17 protein-coding genes, 1 pseudogene and 1 riboswitch are annotated in these 24,485 nt (G+C 42.8%); of the genes and pseudogenes, 2 read left to right on the forward strand and 16 right to left on the reverse strand.

Annotated elements, in window-relative coordinates:
- The first annotated feature begins 61 nt into the window (after positions 1–61).
- Positions 62–1,684 carry a cobyric acid synthase gene (locus DW650_RS04275; protein WP_118209150.1) on the forward strand — a complete coding sequence of 541 codons (1,623 nt, stop codon included), beginning with the start codon at positions 62–64 and terminating at the stop codon, positions 1,682–1,684.
- Between the two features lie 1,092 nt (positions 1,685–2,776).
- Here the strand turns inward: DW650_RS04275 and DW650_RS04285 are convergent.
- The 11 genes and pseudogenes from DW650_RS04285 to DW650_RS04335 form a co-directional block, all read right to left on the reverse strand.
- Positions 2,777–4,108, reverse strand: a complete 1,332-nt coding sequence (locus DW650_RS04285; RefSeq protein WP_118209152.1) for an agmatine deiminase family protein — start codon at positions 4,106–4,108, stop codon at positions 2,777–2,779.
- A complete protein-coding gene (gene nspC, locus DW650_RS04290; RefSeq protein WP_118209153.1) occupies positions 4,080–5,213 on the reverse strand; it encodes a carboxynorspermidine decarboxylase in 1,134 nt (377 codons plus the stop codon). Before nspC ends, DW650_RS04285 begins: the two co-directional genes overlap by 29 nt.
- A gap of 82 nt (positions 5,214–5,295) precedes the next feature.
- The gene (locus DW650_RS04295; RefSeq protein ID WP_118209154.1) at positions 5,296–6,555 is read right to left on the reverse strand and encodes a saccharopine dehydrogenase family protein; all 1,260 of its coding nucleotides are present in this window, start codon (positions 6,553–6,555) and stop codon (positions 5,296–5,298) included.
- Positions 6,556–6,689: 134 nt separating this feature from the next.
- Entirely contained in the window at positions 6,690–7,553 is an 864-nt protein-coding gene (gene speE, locus DW650_RS04300; RefSeq protein WP_118209155.1) for a polyamine aminopropyltransferase, read from the reverse strand.
- A gap of 29 nt (positions 7,554–7,582) precedes the next feature.
- Complete coding sequence (locus tag DW650_RS04305; protein WP_117919712.1) at positions 7,583–9,049, reverse strand: aminotransferase class I/II-fold pyridoxal phosphate-dependent enzyme; 1,467 nt, start codon at positions 9,047–9,049, stop codon at positions 7,583–7,585.
- 677 nt (positions 9,050–9,726) lie between these two features.
- Positions 9,727–10,617, reverse strand: a pseudogene (locus DW650_RS20435) (ATP-dependent metallopeptidase FtsH/Yme1/Tma family protein); the annotation flags it as partial.
- A 61-nt stretch (positions 10,618–10,678) separates the two neighbouring features.
- Complete coding sequence (locus DW650_RS04315) at positions 10,679–11,506, reverse strand: deoxyribonuclease IV (RefSeq protein WP_243102851.1); 828 nt, start codon at positions 11,504–11,506, stop codon at positions 10,679–10,681.
- An 83-nt stretch (positions 11,507–11,589) separates the two neighbouring features.
- On the reverse strand, positions 11,590–13,554 hold the full coding sequence (locus DW650_RS04320; protein WP_118209157.1) for a fructose-1,6-bisphosphatase: 1,965 nt from the start codon (positions 13,552–13,554) through the stop codon (positions 11,590–11,592).
- A gap of 96 nt (positions 13,555–13,650) precedes the next feature.
- Entirely contained in the window at positions 13,651–14,418 is a 768-nt protein-coding gene (gene dapB, locus DW650_RS04325; RefSeq protein WP_022112756.1) for a 4-hydroxy-tetrahydrodipicolinate reductase, read from the reverse strand.
- Between the two features lie 102 nt (positions 14,419–14,520).
- Positions 14,521–15,411: a 4-hydroxy-tetrahydrodipicolinate synthase gene (gene dapA, locus DW650_RS04330; protein WP_118209158.1), complete on the reverse strand. Its 891-nt coding sequence runs from the start codon at positions 15,409–15,411 to the stop codon at positions 14,521–14,523.
- A 165-nt stretch (positions 15,412–15,576) separates the two neighbouring features.
- Positions 15,577–15,764: riboswitch (Lysine riboswitch) on the reverse strand.
- 41 nt (positions 15,765–15,805) lie between these two features.
- Positions 15,806–16,441, reverse strand: a complete 636-nt coding sequence (locus DW650_RS04335) for a single-stranded DNA-binding protein (protein WP_117919679.1) — start codon at positions 16,439–16,441, stop codon at positions 15,806–15,808.
- Between the two features lie 279 nt (positions 16,442–16,720).
- Here DW650_RS04335 and typA point away from each other — a divergent pair, with 279 nt between their 5' ends.
- On the forward strand, positions 16,721–18,559 hold the full coding sequence (typA, locus tag DW650_RS04340) for a translational GTPase TypA (RefSeq protein ID WP_117919706.1): 1,839 nt from the start codon (positions 16,721–16,723) through the stop codon (positions 18,557–18,559).
- 48 nt (positions 18,560–18,607) lie between these two features.
- Here the strand turns inward: typA and DW650_RS04345 are convergent, their stop codons facing one another.
- The 5 genes from DW650_RS04345 to DW650_RS04365 form a co-directional block, all read right to left on the reverse strand.
- Positions 18,608–20,284, reverse strand: coding sequence for an ABC transporter substrate binding protein (locus DW650_RS04345; protein WP_118209159.1), 1,677 nt, complete (start codon positions 20,282–20,284; stop codon positions 18,608–18,610).
- A 161-nt stretch (positions 20,285–20,445) separates the two neighbouring features.
- A complete protein-coding gene (locus DW650_RS04350) occupies positions 20,446–21,528 on the reverse strand; it encodes a M23 family metallopeptidase (protein WP_199654195.1) in 1,083 nt (360 codons plus the stop codon).
- 120 nt (positions 21,529–21,648) lie between these two features.
- Positions 21,649–22,065, reverse strand: coding sequence for a Fur family transcriptional regulator (locus DW650_RS04355; protein ID WP_118209161.1), 417 nt, complete (start codon positions 22,063–22,065; stop codon positions 21,649–21,651).
- A gap of 85 nt (positions 22,066–22,150) precedes the next feature.
- Positions 22,151–23,005, reverse strand: a complete 855-nt coding sequence (locus DW650_RS04360; RefSeq protein WP_243102852.1) for a putative manganese transporter — start codon at positions 23,003–23,005, stop codon at positions 22,151–22,153.
- A gap of 132 nt (positions 23,006–23,137) precedes the next feature.
- A complete protein-coding gene (locus DW650_RS04365; RefSeq protein ID WP_117919704.1) occupies positions 23,138–24,469 on the reverse strand; it encodes an MATE family efflux transporter in 1,332 nt (443 codons plus the stop codon).
- Positions 24,470–24,485 lie beyond the last annotated feature (16 nt).

The raw sequence follows: 24,485 nt of genomic DNA on the forward strand, positions 1-24,485 counted from the left end.
AGTCGCAAGCACCTCTTTGTTCTAAAAAGAAAATACAGGGATAGGAAAGAGAAATAAATTTATGGCAAAAAGAATCATGATTCAGGGAACAATGTCAAATGCTGGGAAAAGCCTGCTTGTAGCAGGTTTATGCCGCATTTTTAAGCAGGACGGTTACCGTGTGGCACCATTCAAATCCCAAAATATGGCACTCAACTCTTATATTACCGAAGAGGGACTTGAGATGGGGCGTGCGCAGGTCATGCAGGCAGAGGCAGCAGGGATAAAACCGCAGGTCTGCATGAATCCGATTCTTTTAAAACCAACGAATGATACAGGCTCCCAGGTGATCGTAAACGGCGAAGTGCTTAAAAATATGAAGGCACGGGATTATTTTGCGTATAAAAAGAAACTGATCCCGGATATTTTAAAAGCATATCAGACGTTAGAGCAGCAGGCTGATATCATAGTGGTCGAAGGAGCCGGCAGTCCGGCAGAGATCAATCTCAAAGAAAACGATATTGTAAACATGGGGCTTGCAGAGTTATTAGACGCACCGGTACTGCTCGTCGGGGATATTGACCGTGGGGGTGTATTTGCACAGCTGATCGGTACATTAGTTTTGTTAGAAGAAAAAGAACGGGAACGCATTAAAGGACTTATCATCAATAAGTTCCGCGGGGATGTGTCGATCTTAGATCCTGGTATACAGATGTTAGAGGAAAAAGGCGGGATTCCGGTTACCGGAGTCGTGCCTTATATGCATTTAGTACTTGAAGATGAGGACAGTCTGTCAGACCGGTTTACGGATCACGAGGAAAAGGCAGTTGATATTGCAGTTATCCGTTTTCCGCGTATTTCCAATTTTACGGATTTCATGGTATTTGAATCGATCGAAGGTGTTTCTGTCCGCTATATAGATACACCGGAAAAGCTGCATCAGCCTGACATGATCATTCTGCCGGGCAGCAAAAATACGATGGGTGATTTAAAATGGATGCGTCAGAATGGTCTGGAAGCTGCCATAAAAAAGCATGCGAAAAATCAGGATGCCGTGATCTTTGGAATCTGCGGCGGCTACCAGATGTTAGGAGAGTGTATTGCAGATCCTTATGGTGTTGAGGAGGGCGGTATGCTGCGCGGCATGGAACTTTTGCCGATGGTAACAGAGATGGAACAGGAAAAGACGAGAACACAGGTGGACGGGGAATTTGAAAAACTTTCCGGTGTGCTGTCTGTACTGTCCGGCATGAAGCTGACGGGGTATGAGATTCATATGGGAGCGAGCAGCAGAACGGATTTTACGGAAAATGAGATGGATATGGCTGCTGCAGATCCGTGTCAGAAAGCTGAAATTCTGCAGAAATCACAAAAACAGCAGGAAATGCAAAGCCGGAAAACCAAATTGCGGAGATATCACAATGAAAATCTGTGCTATATTACAGATCAGAATGGAATGAAAAAGACAGATGGAATATGCAAAGGAAACATCTATGGTACGTATGTCCACGGTGTATTCGATGCAGACGGTATCGCCGCAAAGATCGTGGAAGCACTGGCAGCAAAAAAAGGAATTTCCATGGAGACAGCAACACTGCAGAGTTATCAGGAATTTAAGGAAACGCAGTATGATAAACTTGCTGATACACTGCGGGAATATTTGGATATGGATGCGGTGTATCAGATGATGGGAATGGAACGGTAAATTATCTGACAGAGGAAATTTGTTTGTTGCTGAATACAGGAAACTGTCCTATAATAAACGATAGCAGAAATAAATAAAAATGCTGGTTTGCGGGTGACATGAGTTTCCTCGTATAGGGTGGTTCCGGGGGTTTTCGATTGGCAAATTGCATCAAGCCGGGACTGTTTTGTTCCGTTGTCCGAAAATAAGAAAGTCTAAGTATGCCTGCTTCAGGTTGAGGCGGAGTGACGTGTGCGTCCTAAATGTGCCGTCCGGGCACATTAGGACTTGTGCTGCCGTCCATGGCAGCACAACACTGTATTGTGAACAGGCATACAAAGACTTTCTAATTTTCTCCCAAAGTCACAAAACGAGTCCTGGCTTGATGCGATTTGCCAGCCGTAAGGCTGTGAACCACCCTTCGTTGGGAAACTCATTTTACAACCTTGGGGGTGCGTAAATTTTTAGTGTTTTGTGTCTGAATCTGATTAAAAAAAGATTTCCAAATAACTATATTCAATGGTTTATTATTTGTTTGACAACACTGGCAAAAACCTCGATATATACCACTATGCCCATATTTATTGCCATACACATTTGAAAAAATATTCTGCGTTATTAATCTGGCAATTTACGAAAAATTTCATGTAATACAATGCAGCAGCTGAAAATTTTGGAAAGTCATCAGGCTAAATATTAATGATACAGCACATTAGAATTTTAAGCATATTTTTATTCGTGCGAATATCAAAAATCCACACCCGCGCCCCCAATTCTGAGATGAACCGCCCACCCAAATGGTGTTCACAACCTGAAGACTGGCATCTTGCGCAAAGCCGAAGCTAATTTTGTGACTTTGGGAGAAAATTAGAAAATCTTGGTCTGCCTGTCGATCAACAGTGATGTTCTGCCACGGACGGCAGCACAAGTCTTAATGTGCCCGGATGGCACATTTAAGACGCACACGTCACTCCGCCACAATATAAATCAGGCATACTTAGACTTTCTTATTTTCGTACAACGGAACAAAACGAGTCCCGGCTTGATGCAATTTGCCAATCGAAAACCCCCGGAACCACCCTACACGAGGAAACTCATGTCACCCGCAAACCATCATTTATCGGAGGAACTCACGATATATGCAGGGATCTGCTGTGTAATGCAGTGAATGTTTCCTCCACCGGTCAATATATCCCTTGCATACACCGGTATGATTTTTCTCTCCGGGCATAATTCTGCCATAATCTGCTGTGCCCGCCTGTCACTTTTTTCATTTTCCCCGCCAAACGCCGGCATGACCACGGCATTATTGGAAAAATAAAAGTTCACATAGGAAGCTGCAAGCCGCTCTCCCACTTCCCTTTTATCCTCGCCTTCCTCAAATTCATATCCTTCGAGCTCCTCTTTTGTGATACAAACCGGGGTATCCGGGATCGGAAGTTTGTGAATGATCAGTTTTCTGCCCTTTGCATCATACTCCGAACTTAAATAATCAAAACTCGCTTTTGACAATGCATACTGCGGATCGTTCTTATCGTCTGTCCATGCAAGGATAACCTCTCCCGGTCTTAGAAATGCACAGACATTGTCCACATGTTCATTTGTTTCATCCTGATAAATACCACGAGGCAGCCATAAAACTTTTTCGGCACCCAGATAACTTTTCAGTTTTTCCGCAATCTGTTCTTTTGTGAGTGATGGATTTCTTCCTTCACTGAGCAGACAGGACTCCGTAACGAGCAGTGTTCCCTCACCGTCACTGTGAATCGAGCCACCCTCTAACACAAACGGTCTGGCATCATAACAGGTAAAGCCAAATTTTTTACAGAAATTCCATGCAAACGCATTATCTTTTTCATAAGAGGCATACAATCCATCCACCGTACCGCCCCATGCATTAAAGTTCCAGTTTACGCCACGTATACACAGATTTTTCCCCGTATGAATCTCCATTCCTGTGCTGTCTTTTTCGCATCTTATGTTGGTACCAGAACACAAATCCTGTATATAAACTTTCTTATTTTTCACACAATCTTCCTGCACAGACATCTGATTGTCTGCCGTCAATGCAATAGAATTATTATTTACATTTTTTACCAGAAAAGTCGGTGCAACATCTCTTGCCCAGGAATCATCCGTTTCCATCTCAAAAACGATCACCGGATACAAGTTTTCTTCTTTTAAACTTTGTGCAAATGCCTTTGCGTGACCGATCCCTTTTTTTCCTGCAGCAACATACACCGTTTCACTCCCTGCAATCGCGCGGATCACAGCAGAAAATGCTGCTTCTGCTTCTCTTGCACCATTTCGCCAGGAGCCTGGGCGCTCCGGCCAGATCATGATACACCCCTGATGTCTTTCAAATTCTCCCGGCATATAAAAACCATCCTGCGCGGGATTTGTCTCTTTTATCATTTCAGGACAATCTGCCTTTGAAATCCTCATAACCAAACTCCTTTATCATATCCACATTTCCATCTTCTCTTAAGACGGCAATTCCAGGCAGCGGCATACCATTAAACGTGTTGTTTTTCACCATGGAATAAATTGCCATATCCTCAAAGACAAGACGATCTCCCACCTGTTTTTTCTGTGCAAAGCTGTAATCACCGATCACATCCCCTGCAAGACAGGTCATGGAAGAAAGACGATATGTATACGGCTTTTCGCCCGGCAGGTAACCGTCTTTTAACGGAGGTCTATAAGGCATTTCTAGCACATCCGGCATATGACATGCCGCCGATGCATCCAGGATCAGAATGTCCATTCCATTATGCACGATATCCATAACTTCCGTAACCAGATATCCCGCATTAAGTGCAATCGCTTCACCCGGTTCTAGGTAAACTTCCACACCATATTTTTCTTTGATTTCGTGTATCAGGTTCTTTAAGTCATCCAGCTTATAATCTGCTCTTGTGATATGATGTCCACCGCCTAAATTCAGCCACTTTACCTGTTTTAAATATCTTCCAAACTTCTCTTCAAACGCATGCCATGTCGTGATCAGATCATCCACATTCTGCTCACAGAGCGTATGAAAATGCAGTCCCTCGATCCCATCCGGCAGTTGTCCCGGAAATTCGCCATAAATCACGCCAAGTCTTGAACCCGGTCCACACGGATCGTAGATCTCATGCCCCTCCTGTGTGGAACACTCCGGGTTCACGCGGATTCCTGCGCTTGCCATACATTCCGGCTGCAAAAAGTAATTCTGGTACTTTTCATACTGTGCAAAGGAATTAAAGATAATATGATCACAGATTTTAACCAGCTCCTCCATATCTTTTTCCTTATAAGCCGGCGCAAACACATGATTTTCTTTTCCCATCTCTTCTTTTCCGAGACGTGCTTCAAAAATCCCGCTCGCTGTCGTTCCGCTGATATACTGCCCGATCAGCGGATACAGTGAAAACATGGAAAACGCCTTCTGCGCCAAAAGCACATGGCAGCCAGTTTCCTGTTCCAGGTTTTGTAATATTTTTAAATTCTGTTTTAATTTCTTTTCATCTACCACATAACATGGGGTAGGAATCTCCTGCCATTTCATCATAATCCCCTTCTTGCACAGCTTTTCCAATGAATTTTTTCATTTACATCTTAAGCCTGTATGTCAGCACAAATCCCATTTTTTATTCTACTGTCTGCGGATTTTCATCCACGATCCACGGCAGACCATACTGGTTTAACATATCCATAAACGGGTCCGGATCAAATTCCTCAATGTTAAATACACCATCTTTATCCCAGACTTTATCAACAACCAAAGCTGCACCGATCATAGCCGGTACACCAGTCGTATAAGAGATTGCCTGGGAACCTACTTCTTTATAACACTCCTGATGATCACAGACATTATAGATATAGATTGTCTTTTCTTTTCCATCTTTCTTTCCTGTAAAAATACAGCCGATATTCGTTTTACCGACAGTGCGCGGTCCTAATGATGCCGGGTCCGGAAGCAGTGCTTTCAAAAACTGGATCGGTACGATCTCCCTGCCCTCATATTCAATCGGTGAAGTAGAAAGCATTCCAACATTCTCTAAACATTTCATATGTGTCAGATAGCTCTGTCCAAATGTCATAAAGAAACGGATTCTCTTTACTCCCGGCACATTTTGGGCGAGAGACTCAATCTCTTCATGATGCAGCAGGTACATATCTTTCTCACCGACCTGCGGGAAATTATATTCTCTTTTAATTTCCATCGGTTTTGTTTCCACCCAGTGACCATTCTCCCAGTAGGAACCATTTGCAGAAACCTCACGCAGATTGATCTCAGGATTGAAATTCGTTGCGAACGGATAACCATGGTCGCCGCCGTTGCAGTCTAAAATATCGATTGTCTCGATCTCATCAAAATAATGCTTCAATGCATAAGCTGTAAATACGCTTGTTACACCCGGATCAAACCCACTTCCAAGAAGTGCAGTGATTCCTGCCTCCTTAAATTTTTCACGATATGCCCACTGCCAGGAATAATCAAAATATGCGGTAAATCCTTCTTCTTCGCAGCGTTTTTCATAGATAGCACGCCATTTTTTATCATCGGTATCTTCCGGTTCGTAGTTTGCAGTATCAATATAGTCTACCTTACAGGCAAGACAGGCATCCATAATCGTTAAATCCTGATATGGCAATGCTACATTTAATACAGCATCCGGCTGATACTCTTTGATCAGGGCGATCAGCTCCTCTGTGTTGTCCGCATTTACCTGCGCTGTTGTGATGACGGTATCTGTTGTTTTCTCCAGTTTTTCTTTTAATGCATCACATTTTGATTTTGTTCTGCTCGCAATACAGATCTCTGTAAAAGTTTTGCTGTTCTGACAACATTTGTGAATCGCAACTCCTGCTACTCCGCCACATCCGATAATTAATAATCTTCCCATTTTGATCTCCTTTCTTATATGTGAAAATCCTTATTTTCACTCTGACCGCAATTTCCATGCCTTTTATATCTTTAATTTTCTTATCGTCTGAATCTAACTAACATACTTTACGTTATTGGCAATTTTTGTATATTTTATTTCTTACGGTCTTCCTCTTCCTCTAACATATCCTCCACATACCGTGGCAGCATAAACGCTCCCTTGTGCAGGTTGGTCGTATAATACCATGTCTTTATCTTCCGCTCTTTCCAGCGCTTCACATCCAGATCATCGAGCGGATGATATTTCTTTGAAGCAAATCCGAACAGCCAGTAACCGGAGGAACACGTTGGTATGTGTGCCTGATAAACACGGCTGATCGGGAAACTGTGACTTGCCTTTCTGTGCATTCCACGGCAGGATTCCTCATCTTCATCGTAAAAAGGACTTCCATGCTGATAGACCATGATTCCGTCATCCTTTAAGGCACGGAAACAGTTTCCGTAAAATTCCTTGGTAAACAACCCTGCTGTATGCCCAAGCGGATCGATTGCATCATTGATGATCAGATCATACTCGTCATGTTTCATCCGCAAAAACTTAAGTCCATCCTCATAGTAAACTGTCACACGCTCATCCGATAAACCACATGCGTTATCCGGGAAAAATTCTTTACATACCTCCACAAACACACGATCTGGTTCCACCACATCGATCTGTTCTATTTCATCGTAGTATCCAAGCTCACGCGCCACACCACCGTCACCGCCACCGATGACTAACACTTTTTTTACATGCGGATGTACTGCCATAGGAACATGTACGATCATCTCATCATAGACAAACTCATCTTTTTCTGAAAAAACAATACTTCCATCCGAACTTAAAAATCTTCCAAACTCGTCCGAATCAAACACATCGATCCGCTGAAACTCTGTCTGAAGTCCGAATAACTGTTTCTGCACCTTAATAGATACCTTTACTTTTTCTGTATGGTAATCTGAAAACCAAAGCTCCATAATTACTTCTCCCTTCTTCTGTCCGATTTCTAACACATCTTTGGTTCATGTGCAAGCACCTTCAGATTTTCAACTTCGGGATCTTCCGTTCCCTGCATGGAACATCCTTTTTCTTTCGCATAAACAATGTACTCAATGATCTCCGGCGTGATCATCTCGCCCGGCGCTAAAATCGGGATTCCCGGTGGATAGCACATGACAAATTCACCACAAATTCTTCCGGCCGTCTGTCGTACCGGCAGAGATTCCTTTTGGGAATAAAATGCCACCTGCGGCGACACCAGAACTTTCGGGTTGATATATTCTGTGTTTAACATCTTTGCCGGATCTTTTGAATACAGCCGCTTAATATCTGCAAGCGCCCCGACAAGCCGCTCGATGTCCTGTATCCGGTCACCAATGGAAATATAGGCAAGAATATTCGCAATATCCCCCAGCTCGATCTGGATATCATATTCATCTCGCAGCAGATCATAGACTTCGATGCCTGCAAGTCCGATATCTCGCGTATAGACTGACAGTTTCGTCACATCAAAATCATAGACACTGCCGCCATTGATCATATCTTTACCATACGCATAAAATCCACCGATGGAATTGATCTCATCTCTGGCGTATTCTGCCATCTGTGCTACTTTTGCAAATGATTCCTTTCCTCGCAGTGCAAGATTTCTTCTCGAAATATCAAGACTTGACATCAAAAGATAAGACGCACTCGTCGTCTGTGTCAGATTGATGATCTGGCTGACATATTCCCAGTTCACGCCCCGTCCGGTCAGAAGAAGTGAACTCTGTGTCAGACTTCCTCCCGACTTGTGCATGGAAACAGATGCCATATCTGCACCGGCATCCATGGCACACACCGGAAGATTCTCCCCAAAATACAGGTGTGTTCCATGCGCTTCATCCACCAGCACCAGCATATTGTGTGCATGTGCCACTTTTACAATGGAACGCAGATCAGAGCAGATTCCATAATAAGTTGGATTGTTGACCAGTACTGCCACTGCATCCGGGTTCTCCAGAATCGCACGTTCCACTTCTGATACCTGCATGCCAAGCGAAATGCCAAGTTTCACATCCACCTCCGGATTGACATAAACCGGAATCGCTCCACAGAGTACAAGTGCATTGATCACACTCTTATGCACATTGCGCGGCAAAATGATCTTATCCCCTGCCTTGCAGCAGGAAAGCACCATACCCTGAACAGATGAAGTGGTTCCTCCTACCATAAAAAATGCATGTTCTGCCCGGAATGCCTCCGCTGCAAGTTCCTCCGCCTCCTTGATCACAGAGACCGGATGACAGAGATTATCAAGCGGCTTCATGGAATTGACATCTAAGCTGACACACTTTTCTCCCAACAGCTCCACTAACTCCGGATTTCCCCTTCCTCTCTTATGTCCCGGCACATCAAACGGTACCACTCTTCGTTTTTTTAACTTTTCTAATGCTTCATAAACCGGCGCATGCATCTGCTGCTCTTTGTCCATGACTTCTAAAAACCCCCTCATCTTCCATAAAAATACGGTATGTCTGCCTTTATATGCTTGCGCCTTTCTGATAAATTCATTAATATCCAAAAGTACAAAAAAGAACAGGCATCCATCACCTGTTCTTCTATCGTCGTTATCATCATAGTCATACTTTATGTAATCTGTCTACATTCTGCAAAAACTATTTTCTCCAGAGTCCGCGTTGGGTTACTGTTCAGTCGTAAGCTTGACACTTGCTGTCAAGCTGTGCGCCAGAAACTAGATAATGCCAAATTACAGCCCCATGCATCGAAGATGCATTTAAAATGGGCTGTAATAGTTGCTGCTCTCACAGTATGTGTGAACAGCAACTGCGTTGGCACCATCGCCAGCAAATATTTGCGTATACTACTCTTATTGACCGTTTCACAAGTGATATTGGATTCCGGGATATCCCCGTAATCAACTTATAAAATTTGAGCTTCTAACTCAATCAATAACGCGGCTTACACCGCAATCGGCAGTTGCCCCGCCTGTCCGTATGGGCTTAACCAATCTCTTGGTGGGCAAACAATAGATCTGTTTCTTCTCTATTGTAACGAATATTTGCATGAAAACAATTTTCGCATTCATGTGATTTGAAGTATAACACACGCATCTGGCAAATGCAATAAATATCTGCTTTTCTTCATATTTTATTTTGCTTTAAATGAAATCTTTTTATTGCCACCCTTTTTGGAATCGAGCCATCCACCATAGTAGCAGTCCTGTAACACATATGTTTTACCCTTTGTCAGTTTCTTTGTTTTGATTGTAATCTTATTGCTTCCAACTTTGGCAGTTGCGGTTGCACTTATAGTCTTTCCATTTCCTTTCAGTTTGATCTTAAACTGGCAGGTATTCCCCTTTTTGATGGTGGACTTATAATCTTTTCTTGTAGTGCAGGCAAGACCAAACAACTGATCTGCGGTCACTTTTGATTTTAATGTGATCGTTGCTGTTGTTCCTTTTCCGGTAACTGAATTAATTTTGAACATCTTGCTGCTGCGTGTTGACAGCGGATTTGCAACAGAATAGCTATATTCCGATACTGCACTCATGATTGCAGATCCATGTGCACAGATCGGATTTGTAATATACTGAACTCCATTCAGTGTCACCGTGGATATTCCCATATAGAAAGTACCGCTGCTCTTTTTGTTAATCTTTGCAGCCTGCACCTCCTGCTGTGGCATCATGCAAAAGACTGTTGTCAGTGTCATTACCATACATAAAAATATGGCAATTCTCCTCTTGAAAGCACTCATAAGCGGTGACATTGTCTGCTCAATATCCTTTGCAAATGTCGCTCCGGAATTATAAAGCCGCTCCGTCAGTCCCGGATCTTCCATAGTACCGGTCTTATAGATTGTCTTATGATCTTTATCCGTAAAAACGATCTGTGAATCCTCCACCTGGACATCTCCGATATTCTTATCGTCGATCATTTTCATGAATGTTCCATAGTCAACTTCTGTTACCTGCCTCTTGATCAGAAGTGGTGTCACAAAAAGGTTAAATACAAACAGAACGATCAGTACGATACCGTAGTAATAAAATAACGATTTCTTTCAATATACAATCACATTCTTTTGTATATACATATATTTATTTGGTCCACTCCCGGACTAAATGTATCTCTCTTTTATATCCCTCATCATCATTCGGTGTCTCTAAAATAAACGGTCTTCCCTCTAAAAGCGGGTGCACTGCCACATGACGCATTGCCTCTGCGCCGATCTTTCCCTCTCCGATCCTCGCATGGCGGTCCTTGTGGGAACCACAGTCATTCATGCTGTCGTTAAAATGAACCGCCTTTAAACGGTCAAGCCCGATCACCCGGTCAAACTCCTTTAATACACCCTCTAAATCATTCACGATGTCGTAGCCGCTATCCCATACATGGCAGGTATCAAGGCAGACTCCCATTTTTTCTTTTAATTCCACACGGTCTAAGATCTCTCTTAATTCCTCAAAATTTCTGCCAACCTCAGTTCCTTTTCCTGCCATCGTCTCAAGCAGAACTGTCGTTGTCTGATCCGGTTTTAATGCCTCATTTAACGCTTCTGCGATCAGTTCAATTCCGGTATCTGCCCCCTGTCCCACATGGGAACCCGGATGAAAATTATAATAATTGCCCGGCGTATACTCCATGCGTCTTAAATCATCGAATAACATTTCCTTTGAAAAAGAACGGACATCCTCTTTCGCTGCACAGAGATTCATCGTATACGGCGCATGTGCAACGATCTTGCTAAATTCATGCTCCTTAGCAAAATTTAAAAACTTTTCCACGTCTTTTTCATCAATTTCTTTTGCCTTTCCACCACGTGGATTTCTGGTAAAAAAAGCAAATGTATTGGCATCTAACGCTAACGCTGCCTTTCCCATTGCCGCATAACCTTTCGATGCGGATAAATGATTTCCTATTAACATATCAATCCTCATTTCTGCACTGCGCTTCGCGCATCTTAAGTTTACACACAATGATGCTCCTGTCTGTATGCGCGCATGCTCTTTTATTCTGCCCGGTTCTTCTCCACGATCATACCTGCCCTGTATGCTGCGAGCAGTTCTTCAAGATCATGGATCGACTCTTTTAGGCCTTTTCCGATATCCGTATCCGCAACTGTTTTTCTCCGTACAACCTGCTGCACGAGTACGGTATGGGAGACAATATCGCTTCCATCCTGCACCGCTTTTTCCACCGACTCAAACGGCTCATGCGCCGCAAGCACCAGACCATAAGAATTATAGATCAACGTATAGCCTGCAATTCCGGTCTTTGGCTGGTATGCTTTAGAAAAACCGCCGTCAATGATCAGAAGTTTTCCATTACATTTAACCGGTGACTCTCCTTTTTTTGCCTCCACCGGAATATGACCGTTGATAATGTGTGCCTCCGCACCTTCAAGTCCGAATTCCTCTAATATACGGTTGACCACTTCCTCTTTTTCAAGCAGCCTGTAGTATGGATTTTTCGGTTCCTGATGTGTCGTTTTATCCGCGATAAAATAACGTTCAAACGTTGTCATCTTTGCCTTGCCAAACACCGGGGAATTCTGGTTTTCCCAGATAAACCATAAAATATCCTGTCCCTTTTTCTTTTCCTTCGGGTCGATCGCATAATAACCTTTTCTCGCATAGCCTTCTAGCACATCATAAAGCTCTTTTCCGGTATATTCTTTTCCGAAAACATTGACTTTCGTGAACGTGCCATCCTCATTTAACGGCACACAGCCATGATAGAGAAGATTGCCATTGTATACTTTGTAGAGGCTTCCCTGCGTATACAAAAAACGTACATGACGCTGCAGTTTTTCACAATTTGTAAATGCCGCCACCAGACGCTCTATCACATCTGCTTCATCCTCCGAAAGGCGATATGGATCTTTCCAGTCGATTGTCGGAAAGTTGACATCCTTGAGCGGATATTCTTTTCCTTCCACACACACCGTTCCCTTTTTTATATCAATCTTGTCAAGCAGAAGCCTTTTTTCCATCTCAAATTCCGGGTGTTCTTTGATTAGCTGTCCTTCCAGCTTAAACTGCATGATTGTGATCGCCTTGTGCATTTTTTCATCTAAAAATGCGTCATGTACATCATACTCATCTTCCCTGTAATCCAGTTTAAAACAATCACAGGAATCCTTGTCATACCATTTCATCGCAAATCTTGCCAGCGGTACAAGATTAATTCCATAACCATCCTCTAACAGATCGAGGTTGCCGTATTTTGCGGAAATGCGGATCACATTGCAGATGCATGCAGCACTTCCAGACGCTGCTCCCATCCAGTATACGTCGTGATTACCCCACTGGATATCCACAGAATGATGCTCCATCAGCGTATCCATGATCAGATTCGGATATGGTCCCCTGTCAAAAATATCCCCGACTACATGCAGATGATCCACGACAAGACGGCGGATCAGATTACAGAACGCAGTCACAAGTTCCGCAGCCCTTCCTGTACGGATGACCGACCGGATGATTTCATTATAGTATGCTTCCTGATCAGATACTTCCTGTCTGCCGGTCAGAAGTTCCTCGATCACATAGGCAAAGTCTCTCGGCAGTGCTTTGCGCACCTTTGATCTTGTATATTTGGAAGATGCATTTTTGCAGATGCGGATCAGACGGTACAAAGTCACCTTGTACCAGTCCTCTAAATTATCTTCCGTCTTTAAAACCTGTTCTAATTTCTGTTCCGGATAATAAATCAGTGTGGCGATTGCTTTTTTCTCCGCCGCACTGATCGCATTGCCAAATTCATCTTCTATTTTCCGCTTAATAGCACCGGAACCGTTTTTTAACACATGTAAAAACTGGTCATACTCCCCGTGCACATCTGTGATAAAATGCTCCGTTGCCTTTGGCAGGCTAAGAATTGCCTGTAAATTAATGATCTCCGTTGCCGCTGTGGCAATGGTTGGATACTGGTTTGATAAACTTTTTAAATAACGCAGGTCGGTCTGCCCCATAGTATTCCTCATTTCTTTCTGCATGTTCATTTGCTGCTTTTTATCTTAGCACAGGAAATGAACCGGGGCAACCAACGTTAATTTATTGTCAATACATTACGCAATCGTAGCCTTGATCACATCCCCCATATCATAGAAACCAGCCGGTTTACCGGATAAGAATTTTGCTGCCTGAACAGCTCCTTTTGCAAATACACTTCTGGAATATGCAGTATGCTTAAACTCGATCACCTCATCAAGTCCTGCAAAGATCACTTCATGCTCTCCTACGATGCTGCCACCACGCACTGCTGAAATACCGATCTCTGTTTTTTCTCTCTTTTTACGCTCTTTGCTGCGGTCATAAGTATAAGTATATGCATTGTCAAGTGCTTCATTCATGGAATCAGCAAGTGCAAGTGCCGTACCGCTCGGTGCATCTAATTTCTGATTATGGTGTTTTTCAACAATCTCCATATCAAAACCTGCCGGTGCTAAAATGGTTGCTGCCTGTTTTAATAATTCCATTAACATGTTGATTCCAAGGGACATGTTGGCAGATTTTAATACGGCAACTTTTTTCGATGCCTCGTCCACCTTTTTTAACTGCTCCTCAGACAGTCCTGTTGTACAGAGTACTACCGGGATCTGCTTGTCCACACTGTATACTAAAAGATCATCCACTGCCTTTGCGTTGGAAAAATCAATGATCACATCCGCTGCCACATCGCACACAGAAATATTCGGGAATACCGGATAATCGTTCTTAATGCCATCGTAAAGGTCGATTCCTGCCACGATTTCAATATCTGCATCTTCCTTACAGATTCCGGTGATCACCTGTCCCATTTTTCCGTTACATCCACTCATAATTGCTCTTATCATATTGTTTTTTCCTCTCTTTTCTATGTTTAAAGCAACACCGGAAACGCTGCCCCCAACATTTCCGGTGTTTTTATCAATCTGGCTGTCTGATGTTTTTATCACTTACGCCAGCTTAATCCCATAATTCTTCATTACTTCCGCAAGTTTTGCTGCATTTGCATCTGTCATCTCTGTGAGCGGGGAACGAAGCGGTCCTGCTTCCATACCCATCAGATTCAGTGCTTTCTTGACCGGTATCGGGTTAACCTCTGAAAACAGTGCCTCAATGAGCGGCTGTGCCTTTACCTGGATCTCCATTGCTTTTTTCGTATCGCCATCAAAGAATGCCATACACATATCATGTACATCTTTCGGTGCAACATTTGACCATACGGAGATCACTCCGATCGCTCCAATGGACATAAGCGGTACCACGATTCCATCCTCACCGGAATACAAATCAAGTTTTCCGTCCGTTAAATACATTGCTTTTGCTGCCTGTGCAACGTTTCCGGTTGCTTCTTTGATCGCAACGATGTTCTCCACATCACGATACAATGTTGCGGCTGTCTCTGGAAGAATATTGCATCCGGTACGGCTTGGCACATTGTACATAATAATAGGAAGTTTTACAGAATTTGCAATCTCTGTGTAGTAGCGGATCAGACCGCCCTGTGTTGCCTTATTATAATATGGAGTTACACAGAGCAGTCCGTCCACGCCGGCTTTTTCCGCTTCTTCCGAAAGGTGGATTGCCTCTCTTGTACAGTTTGAACCGGTTCCTGCAACGACTGGGATACGGTGTTTTACAAATTTAACAGCAGCTTTGATCACCTCTGCATGCTCTTCTGTTGTCAGCGTAGAACTCTCACCTGTTGTACCTGCGATGATGATACAGTCCGTTCCCTGATCGATCTGATACTCGATCATCTGCTCTAATCTGTCATAATTTACTTCCTCATTGTTTTTCATTGGTGTTACGATCGCCACACCGGCTCCTTTAAAAATAGACATACTAACAATCCTCCTGCTTCCTGTATTATGATACGTTAGGATACACTGCTTTGTGCACACGGTATTTTATTTATTCATAGGACATAATTTCCCTTTGAATTAAAAAAACCGACTCTGATGAGCCGGTTCGTAAATTCTAATCATATGTATTACTCAGTATATGTCGAATCCGATAGCGCCCCATCTTTCTGCTTTACAGCTTAAGATGACAGTCATAAGGCTCTTTACCTTATGCCCAGGAACATATCTGCAGCAAATATACTCCTTCGGCGTCCTTTCCTTTCATTTTCCATCCACTGTCTCTGCCACATCCGTAAAAACTACTCTTAAAGCACGCAACCTCTATCAAGCAATATGTATCTTTTAGCAATCATAGCACCATCTATTTCTACTGTCAATCCAATTCCTCTAAAAAATCAATTTTGCTGACGGACACCTCATAGGCGACTCTCTTTTCCGTCTGCGTCTCCGACAGTTTTTTAACATATTCCCTGCTCTGTATCCTGCCCCAGATCTGCACATGTCCGCCTACATCAAATCCGGATGCAAATCTCGCATTTCTGCCCCAGCAGATACATGGGATATAATCTGATTTTCCGTAGGAGCGGTTGACTGCGATCAAAAGATCTGCGATCTCTCTTCCAAGCGGCGTTTTCCGGTAAATCGGTTCCTTACATACATAACCATCCAGAAAGATCTGGTTGCTTTTCACGTCATCATCGATCTCATCTAAAAATTCCAGTTCTCTCACGAACACAGAAAGCACCAGCCTGTTTTTCTTTTCCTCGTGCCTGTTAAATGAACGGAACTGCCCTGTCACATAAATATTCTGTCCGACCATATCTTCATTGACATCGATCAGCCGCTCTGAAACCATAAGTGGTATATAATCCATATAATTGCTGAGACGGTTGACTGCCACATCGACCATATAAAATCCCTCTCCGTACACTTCGTGACTGAACCGGAAATCTGATACGATCTCCCCCACGATTGACACCTGGTTGTTTTCAAACATTTTATCTGCCATGAATTTTCTCCCTTCCTTACGGCCATACACCTGTATTTTTTGTACTTTTTTTACCGTTTCTTTCTCGTATGACCTGCCTGACATATTATTTTTACCATGTATCACATTCAAATTTTCATGGAACATGTCGATAAGAAAACGAATGTAATGACAACTTTTGTCAGGTTTTTGTTGAAAAAAATCTTGCAGAATCCCATAAATATGATAAAATGTATAGGTTGGTTTTTTAACCTTATGTTACAGTTAATTCATTTCACACAGGAAAGAGAGATTTTGTATATGAAAATGAAACGTGAAGATGTCCGTAATATTGCCATTATCGCACACGTTGACCACGGTAAAACAACACTGGTCGATGAGCTGTTAAAGCAGAGCGGCGTATTCCGCGCGAATCAGGAAGTCCAGGAACGTGTCATGGACTCTAATGATATCGAGAGAGAACGTGGTATCACGATCCTTTCAAAAAACACTGCCATTACCTATAAAGGCGTAAAGATCAATGTCATTGATACTCCTGGTCATGCAGACTTCGGTGGTGAGGTTGAGCGTGTCCTTAAAATGGTAAACGGTGTTATTCTTGTCGTTGACGCATTCGAGGGTGTTATGCCTCAGACGAAATTCGTACTGATGAAAGCGTTAGAGCTTTCTCTTCCGGTTATCGTATGTTTAAATAAAGTAGACCGTCCGGAAGCCCGCCCGAACGAAGTTGTCGATGAAGTGCTTGAATTATTCATGGACTTAGATGCTTCCGACGAACAGTTAGACTGTCCATTCCTTTTTGCATCCGCAAGAGACGGTTACGCAGTACGCGAGATCGGTGATCTTGTAAATAACAAAAAAGATATGACACCTCTGTTTGAGACGATCATTGATTATATTCCTGCTCCAGAGGGTGACCCGGATGCAAACACACAGGTACTCATCAGTACGATCGATTACAATGAGTACGTTGGACGTATCGGTATCGGTAAAGTCGACAACGGCTGCTTAAAGGTAAATCAGGAAGCTGTTGTAGTAAACCATCATGAACCGGACAAACAGAAAAAAGTCCGCATCAGCAAATTATATGAATTTGACGGTTTAAATAAAGTAGATGTTGCAGAGGCAAAGATCGGATCGATCGTTGCGATTTCCGGTATCGCTGATATCCATATCGGAGATACGATCTGTGCTCCGGAAAATCCGGTTGCGATCCCGTTCCAGAAAATTTCCGAGCCGACACTTTCCATGAACTTTATGGTAAATGACAGTCCGCTCGCCGGACAGGAAGGAAAATTCATCACTTCCCGTCATTTAAGAGACCGTCTGTTCAAAGAGTTAAATACCGATGTTTCTCTGCGGGTAGAGGAAACAGAGAGCCCGGACTGCTACAAAGTATCCGGCCGTGGTGAGCTTCACTTATCCGTATTAGTTGAGAACATGCGCCGTGAAGGATATGAATTTGCAGTCAGCAAGGCTGAGGTTTTATATCACACAGACGAAAATGGTAAAAAGACAGAGCCTATGGAGATCGCTTATGTCGATGTTCCGGATGAATTTACCGGTACAGTTATCGATAAGTTAAGCCAGCGTAAAGGTGAGCTTGTCAACATGAAACCGATCACCGGTGGTTATACCCGTCTTGAGTTTAACATTCCATCCCGCGGTCTCATCGGTTACCGTGGAGATTTCATGACTGATACAAAGGGAAATGGTATCATCAATACTATTTTCAATGGCTATGCTCCATACCGTGGAGAGATCGCTTACCGTAAACTTGGTTCCCTGATCGCATTTGAGTCCGGTGAATCTGTAACCTATGGTCTTTTCTCCGCCCAGGATCGTGGTACCTTATTTATCGGACCGGGTGAAAAAGTTTATGCCGGAATGGTAATCGGTTCCTGTGCAAGAGCCGAGGATATCGAACTTAACGTTTGTAAAAAGAAACATCTTACAAACACACGTTCTTCTTCCGCTGACGAGGCTCTGACATTGGTTCCTCCAAAAGTTTTAAGTTTAGAGCAGGCACTTGATTTTATTGATGTCGATGAGCTTCTCGAAGTAACACCGGAGAGTCTTCGTATCCGTAAACGTATCTTAGACCCGACACTTCGTAAACGTGCTAATATGAAAAAATAGTCATTCTACTATCATGAATAACAAAAAAGATGATCCGCACTGTCACAGTTACGGATCATCTTTTTTCATTCCGGCATCATAAAATGCCCTGCTGTTCTTTCCGTTTTTCTTTACCTTATACATAGCATGATCTGCCGCCGCGATCACTTCTGTACTGTTCTTTCCATCTTTCGGATAAATTGCAATCCCGATACTGGATGCCAGATACTGCTCACCACCGGCAATCTGATATGGTATTTTAAATGTATCTAAAATCTTCATTGCATAGGAATCTATCACTTCTGCATGGCCGCTCTGCACAATTGCAACAAATTCATCCCCCGCCAGCCTGTAAACCTCGAATATGTCATCCACCAGTGCTCCGGCACGCACAGCCATTTCCTTAAGCACCGCATCTCCTTCGTTGTGTCCATAGACATCATTGATCCGCTTAAAATTATCCATATCGAACATGATCAGCCCAAACGGTTCTTTCTCCCTAATCCGGTACTGTAAATCTTCCATGAACACACGACGGTTTAAAAGCGATGTCAGTGCATCATAACGCGCCATAAAATTCAGCTTTTTATTGAGTGAACTGATTGTTTCATTTACCTTTCTTTTATGCATATTATCCCGCACAAGCCAGATAATGAATAAAAGCAGTATCACACCAATCACAGATGTAACACGGATTACTTTTCCATATTGTTCCATAAATGTCTCTTTATGATTGATAATTTTTGCATTATCCGGCAGCATACTGCGTGATATATCAAAGCGCTTCATAACATTTTCATCAAAACAGTATATCATCGGTGAGTCCTGCACCACAGCCATACTTTCACAGACTCCGCCATCCAGAATTTTTGATGCCATCTGCCCGGCAATCTCCCCCATCTTTTCATGTGAGACGATCTTTCCGCCAAGCAATCCCTGTCCCATACCGATTGCAATTCCGGAAAACACCGGAATACGGGCACGGCTGCTTAACATCTGCACAGATTCTGCTGATGCATATACATTTCCATCCTTATCATTACTGCACAAAATATATAACAGAATCGAGCTTTGATCCAAAGACTCTACACGCCCGATCAGATCTTTTTGTGAAAGTTCTGATGCATTAATATCATGAAATTCCAGATCAGGAAAAGAATCCTGACAGGAATAAAATTCTTTTCTTGCACTGAGTCCTGTTACTGTATTATCAACAATTGCCACGATACGCGTAGCCTGGGGACATATTTTTTTTGCAAGTTTTATGGTATCTTCATAGGTCTGGTTTTCTATCACACCTGTAACATCCGGTTCCTGATTCAGCTCCAATGCTTTTTCTGAATTATTGACACCCTCAAAAACAATCGGCGTATCTCCAAATAATTTTTTCCGGTACGCAAGTGCAAAATTAAACGCGGCATCATCTCCCACTATAACCACATCATAAGCCGGAACCTGACTCAGATAATAACTCAGGCTTTTGTAAAACAGATGTACATTTTCCGCTGTATCAACGTTTTTTGTATCCATAAACTTATAGTCAATCGTCACTTCATCCCCAAGTGCCCGCCTGATTCCCTCAACCTGTTGCGGAATCGTCTCCCATGCATAGGAATAAGAACTGATAAACAACACACGTCCCCGCTCTTTTTCTTTTGCATGAACCGGAGAACTTATGCCTGAACACAGCAGCACAAAAAGAATCGCTGCTATCATGCAGCTTTTTTTTATTTTATTTTTTTTCATTTGTATCCCCCATTTTGTGCAGCATCTCTTTATTTTTATAATTTTATGTTCCGTCCGGCAATACTCCGCAATCCCGTAATGCCTGCTTTCTTTAAGCTTACTCTAAATTTTCCACCCAATTATGAAAAAAGTCAATACAATATGTCATTTTCATCAAAAAATTACCTATTTTTATTATTTTTTCTTTCACTTTGCACATTTTCACCCTGTGTAATTTCTTTCATATCAAAAGTCCGTTTCCATTCCTTTGTGCCTTCCACTTTATGTACCTCGGAACGGTTTTTATACAAAAAACGCGTCAGATTATAACAGTCCACCCATATCTCATGACCATTCTCTCTCCACTCCTCATCAAAGATCAGTTCTAATCCATAATGAAGATGCACGGTATCGATATTGTTAACATTTTCCTTTGTACTGTAGCCGGTGTGCCCCATATAACCGATCACATCCCCCGCTGTCACAAAATCTCCTTCTTTCAGCTTTGCCTGATAGGGATAATCCTGCCGCAGATGTGCATAGTAATAGTAACGTTTTTTATCCAGGCTGCGGATTCCCACCCTCCAGCCTCCGTACTGGTTCCAGCCGAGTGCCTCCACATATCCCGACTCAATACAGATCACCGGCGTTCCGATCTGCCCCATCATGTCATGCCCTAAATGCTGTCTTTTATATCCATAGCTTCTCGATACACCAAAATCGTCATAATCACTGTATGGAAATCCTTTCGCGATCGGTGAAAATGCCTTTAGTCCATATTTTTTTACATAAGGGCCGCCTTCGCTCTCCTGTATCTCATACTCACCGATTAGTCCGCCTAATACCGCCGAATACGCCTCTTTATAATAGGAAAAATACTTAAGCTGCCCTGCCGCCTCATCAAATGTCAGTTCTTTTTTCTTCACCTTTTCTGCTGCCTGATTCAGTTCCGACACTGCGGATGTACCAAACTCCCCGCCATTTTTAGCCGCCACATAGGAAAGCAGGTCGATCCAGTCAATATGTATCTCTTTTCCATATGTTCCCACATCATATTCATATGCCTTGCACAATGCCTCGTAGGATACATTAAAATCTACCCAGCGGATCGTCCCATCCGATGTTGCAGCGACCGCATTTTCTCCTGCTCCGGCTGTATTTTCCCATAAAATAAAAGCAGCCACAAGAAGGATGGCTCCCTCTAAAATAATGGCTGCTCTTACTCTCTGACACCAGGTTTTCTTTCCGATCGACGTCATATGCATGATGATCATCCTCCCCCGCCATTCTTTTTCATTATATGAATACAGCAGGAGGAATATCATATTTTTCGTTATAACATATCTTTATTTTTACGACAGATTCCAAAAATCATTCCTGATATTTCATTCTTCTTTTTCCTGGCACGCACTGCACATTCCATACAAAATTGAATTCTTACACTGCAGCTTAAATCCGTGATCTTTTAAAATATGTTCCGAGATTTCGTCCATAAATTCACACTCCAGATGAATGATCTTTCCGCATTTTACACACTGTAAATGCAGATGTTCCTCACAGTGATGCCCCAATTCTACGTACTGGTATACTGCCTGATTCCCTTTTTCAGCAACATATTTGATCACCGTGCCGTCCTTTGCCAGTTTATCTAAATAGCGGTAAATGGTGGTGATGTTTACCTCGCAGTCCTGCGTCCTCAGATAATGGTCGATATCTGCTACCGCCACTGTCCGGTCACTATTTTTCTTTAAAAATTCCAATATTTTTTTACGGCTGATCGTCGCATAACCACTTCCCGGCATTCTTCCTCGTACCTTCCTGTTTTCTCAATTTTATAATGTTACGGTGCAAACGCATAACATACTTTGATTGCTCACTGACTTATCATTAAAACCCAATCCCGCATGCTCTTATGACAATGCCCCAGAATACACCAAGTGCATACAACGCTGCGACGATTCCAAGGTTCTGCTTCCAGTCACGGTTTAAACGGAATAATACCAGAAGTCCGACACCGGCATTGACTAACAGTCCAGACATCATAGCACCCGCTCCGATAATGCCGCTTAAATAAAGTTCTGTGATCACAACCGAAGATGCACAGTTCGGGATCAGTCCGACTAACGCTGCGACAGCTTCACCCGCGAGCGGCATCACTGTAAAAAATCCTGCCAGTGTATCTTCCCCGATAATTCCTATCACAACATTCAAAAGGAAAGAAATGATCAAAATATACAAAAAAATCTTTAATGTGTGCTTCAGTGCGGAAAGTAAAATTCCATCCTCACAGCTGCAGTGTTCTTCCTCACAGACCACATGGATGTCCATTTCTTTTTCATGCTTTTTCATCACACCTACATATAAAAACTCCACCACAAGACCGGAAATCATAGCGATCACTACTTTGGCAGCAAGGATCTTAACGATCACTGCCGGCGCTACTGCCTCTGAAATCATGATCGGGAGCATCTCATCGGAGGTCGACAGAAAAATCGCAAGCAGTGTTCCGACTGTGATCACACGCCCTGCATAAAGACTTGATGCTGCGGCAGAAAAACCACACTGCGGTATCACTCCAAGCAACGCGCCCCATACTGGTCCGCTTTTTCCGGCATTTCTGATCCGGTTTTTTGCCTTTCCTCCGGTTTTATGCTCTAATGTCTCCATCAGAAGATATGTTACAAACAAAAAAGGCAGTAATTTTACACTGTCTAATAAAGTATCTAAAATAATATCTAACATATGGCACTCCATTCCTGCAATTATTTTGCAATCGTTTTGCATTTGCAACTTGTTTGCATTTTTATTATACGCAGAAATATCTGAATGTCAAGAAAATTTTCGTATTAACATTTGAATATTGTTATTTAGAAATTAATTGTGCTGTGAACCAAAATAATGCCGGTAAAAAAGAATTGCAAGCACCGCCGTCAGAAAATCTGAAACTGCCTGCGCTGCCAATACTCCGGTATAGCCTGCCAGATGGGATGCAGTCAATATCACAACAGCAAAGATAAGTCCCTGTCTGCTGACCGACAGCCAGAACGCTCCCCATGCCTTTCCGGCAGACTGGAATGTACAGGTCGTCACAAGAACGATCGCTACAAATAACATTCCCATCTGCTGGTATTTAAGCATTTCCACGCCGGAATTTACAATCTGTGCATCATCCATAAATACCCGTATCAGCGGTTTTGCTGCAAGTGACAGGGCTGCGGCAAGGATCACGGCAAGACTGCACTCAAATTTATAACAGAATGCCAGAATTTCTTTTAACCGTTTCTTATTATCTGCTCCATAATTGTACCCAATGAGCGGCTGCGCACCAAATGCAAATCCAACTAATACCAGCACAGCGATCATATTTACTTTCATAACGATTCCCATTGCAGCCACTTTTTCATTGCCGTAAGGCAGTAAAAAACGGTTTGTCAGTGCCATTCCAAAACTCTGCATCAGATTTGTGATCGATGCAGGGATTCCGATGGCAAAAATCGGCTTCAGTTCATCAGCCGAAATATGAAATCCCACAGGGTTTACAGACAATTTCTGGCTTCGTTTCAGTAAAAACCACAGAAAATAAAGATCTGCACATATATATCCGATGACCGTTGCGATTGCAGCTCCTGCTGCCCCAAATCCAAGCAGAGAAATAAATACCGGGTCTAACACCATATTCACAACTGCACCCAATATCGTTCCTACCATAGACGCCTTCGCAAAGCCTTCCGTACGGAGCAGGTTTGATGGTGTAAAGGATAAAATAATAAACGGTGCTCCAATCACAATACCCGTATAATATGCAGACGCATAACACAATGTATCTTCATCTGCTCCAAGCATATGGAGAATTGGCATGCGAAAAGCCAGCATTATGATAATCACCAGAATACCACATAAAATTGCAGCATAAAAACAGAATACGCTCATCCTTCTTCCGTCGTCATCCTGTTTTTTCCCAAACATTCTTGAAATAACAGAGCTTCCTCCAAGTCCAAAGATATCTCCCAGTGCGATCATCAGCGTAAAAACCGGTGCTCCAAGTGATACACCCGCCACAAGATCAGTATTTCCTGTCCCTGCAATAAAATAAGTATCCACCATATTATAGATCAGCGATACCACCATGCTGAGCACTACCGGAAGTGCCATTGTAAAATAAGCCTTAGATACCGGTGCTTTTTCAAAAATTTCGTTTTCTTTCATTTTTCTGTTATCTGCC

The organism is Roseburia sp. AM23-20 (genome assembly GCF_003470905.1).
GTDB lineage: Bacteria > Bacillota > Clostridia > Lachnospirales > Lachnospiraceae > Roseburia > Roseburia rectibacter.

Bases quoted from the DNA above. Each gene is read 5' to 3' on its own strand.
- DW650_RS04275 (WP_118209150.1), top strand. From the start codon at position 62: ATGGCAAAAAGAATCATGATTCAGGGAACAATGTCAAATGCTGGGAAA.
- DW650_RS04285 (WP_118209152.1), bottom strand. From the start codon at position 4,108: ATGAGGATTTCAAAGGCAGATTGTCCTGAAATGATAAAAGAGACAAAT.
- nspC (WP_118209153.1), bottom strand. From the start codon at position 5,213: ATGAAATGGCAGGAGATTCCTACCCCATGTTATGTGGTAGATGAAAAG.
- DW650_RS04295 (WP_118209154.1), bottom strand. From the start codon at position 6,555: ATGGGAAGATTATTAATTATCGGATGTGGCGGAGTAGCAGGAGTTGCG.
- speE (WP_118209155.1), bottom strand. From the start codon at position 7,553: ATGGAGCTTTGGTTTTCAGATTACCATACAGAAAAAGTAAAGGTATCT.
- DW650_RS04305 (WP_117919712.1), bottom strand. From the start codon at position 9,049: ATGGACAAAGAGCAGCAGATGCATGCGCCGGTTTATGAAGCATTAGAA.
- DW650_RS04315 (WP_243102851.1), bottom strand. From the start codon at position 11,506: ATGTTAATAGGAAATCATTTATCCGCATCGAAAGGTTATGCGGCAATG.
- DW650_RS04320 (WP_118209157.1), bottom strand. From the start codon at position 13,554: ATGGGGCAGACCGACCTGCGTTATTTAAAAAGTTTATCAAACCAGTAT.
- dapB (WP_022112756.1), bottom strand. From the start codon at position 14,418: ATGATAAGAGCAATTATGAGTGGATGTAACGGAAAAATGGGACAGGTG.
- dapA (WP_118209158.1), bottom strand. From the start codon at position 15,411: ATGTCTATTTTTAAAGGAGCCGGTGTGGCGATCGTAACACCAATGAAA.
- DW650_RS04335 (WP_117919679.1), bottom strand. From the start codon at position 16,441: ATGGCAGATAAAATGTTTGAAAACAACCAGGTGTCAATCGTGGGGGAG.
- typA (WP_117919706.1), top strand. From the start codon at position 16,721: ATGAAAATGAAACGTGAAGATGTCCGTAATATTGCCATTATCGCACAC.
- DW650_RS04345 (WP_118209159.1), bottom strand. From the start codon at position 20,284: ATGAAAAAAAATAAAATAAAAAAAAGCTGCATGATAGCAGCGATTCTT.
- DW650_RS04350 (WP_199654195.1), bottom strand. From the start codon at position 21,528: ATGCATATGACGTCGATCGGAAAGAAAACCTGGTGTCAGAGAGTAAGA.
- DW650_RS04355 (WP_118209161.1), bottom strand. From the start codon at position 22,065: ATGCCGGGAAGTGGTTATGCGACGATCAGCCGTAAAAAAATATTGGAA.
- DW650_RS04360 (WP_243102852.1), bottom strand. From the start codon at position 23,005: ATGTTAGATATTATTTTAGATACTTTATTAGACAGTGTAAAATTACTG.
- DW650_RS04365 (WP_117919704.1), bottom strand. From the start codon at position 24,469: ATGAAAGAAAACGAAATTTTTGAAAAAGCACCGGTATCTAAGGCTTAT.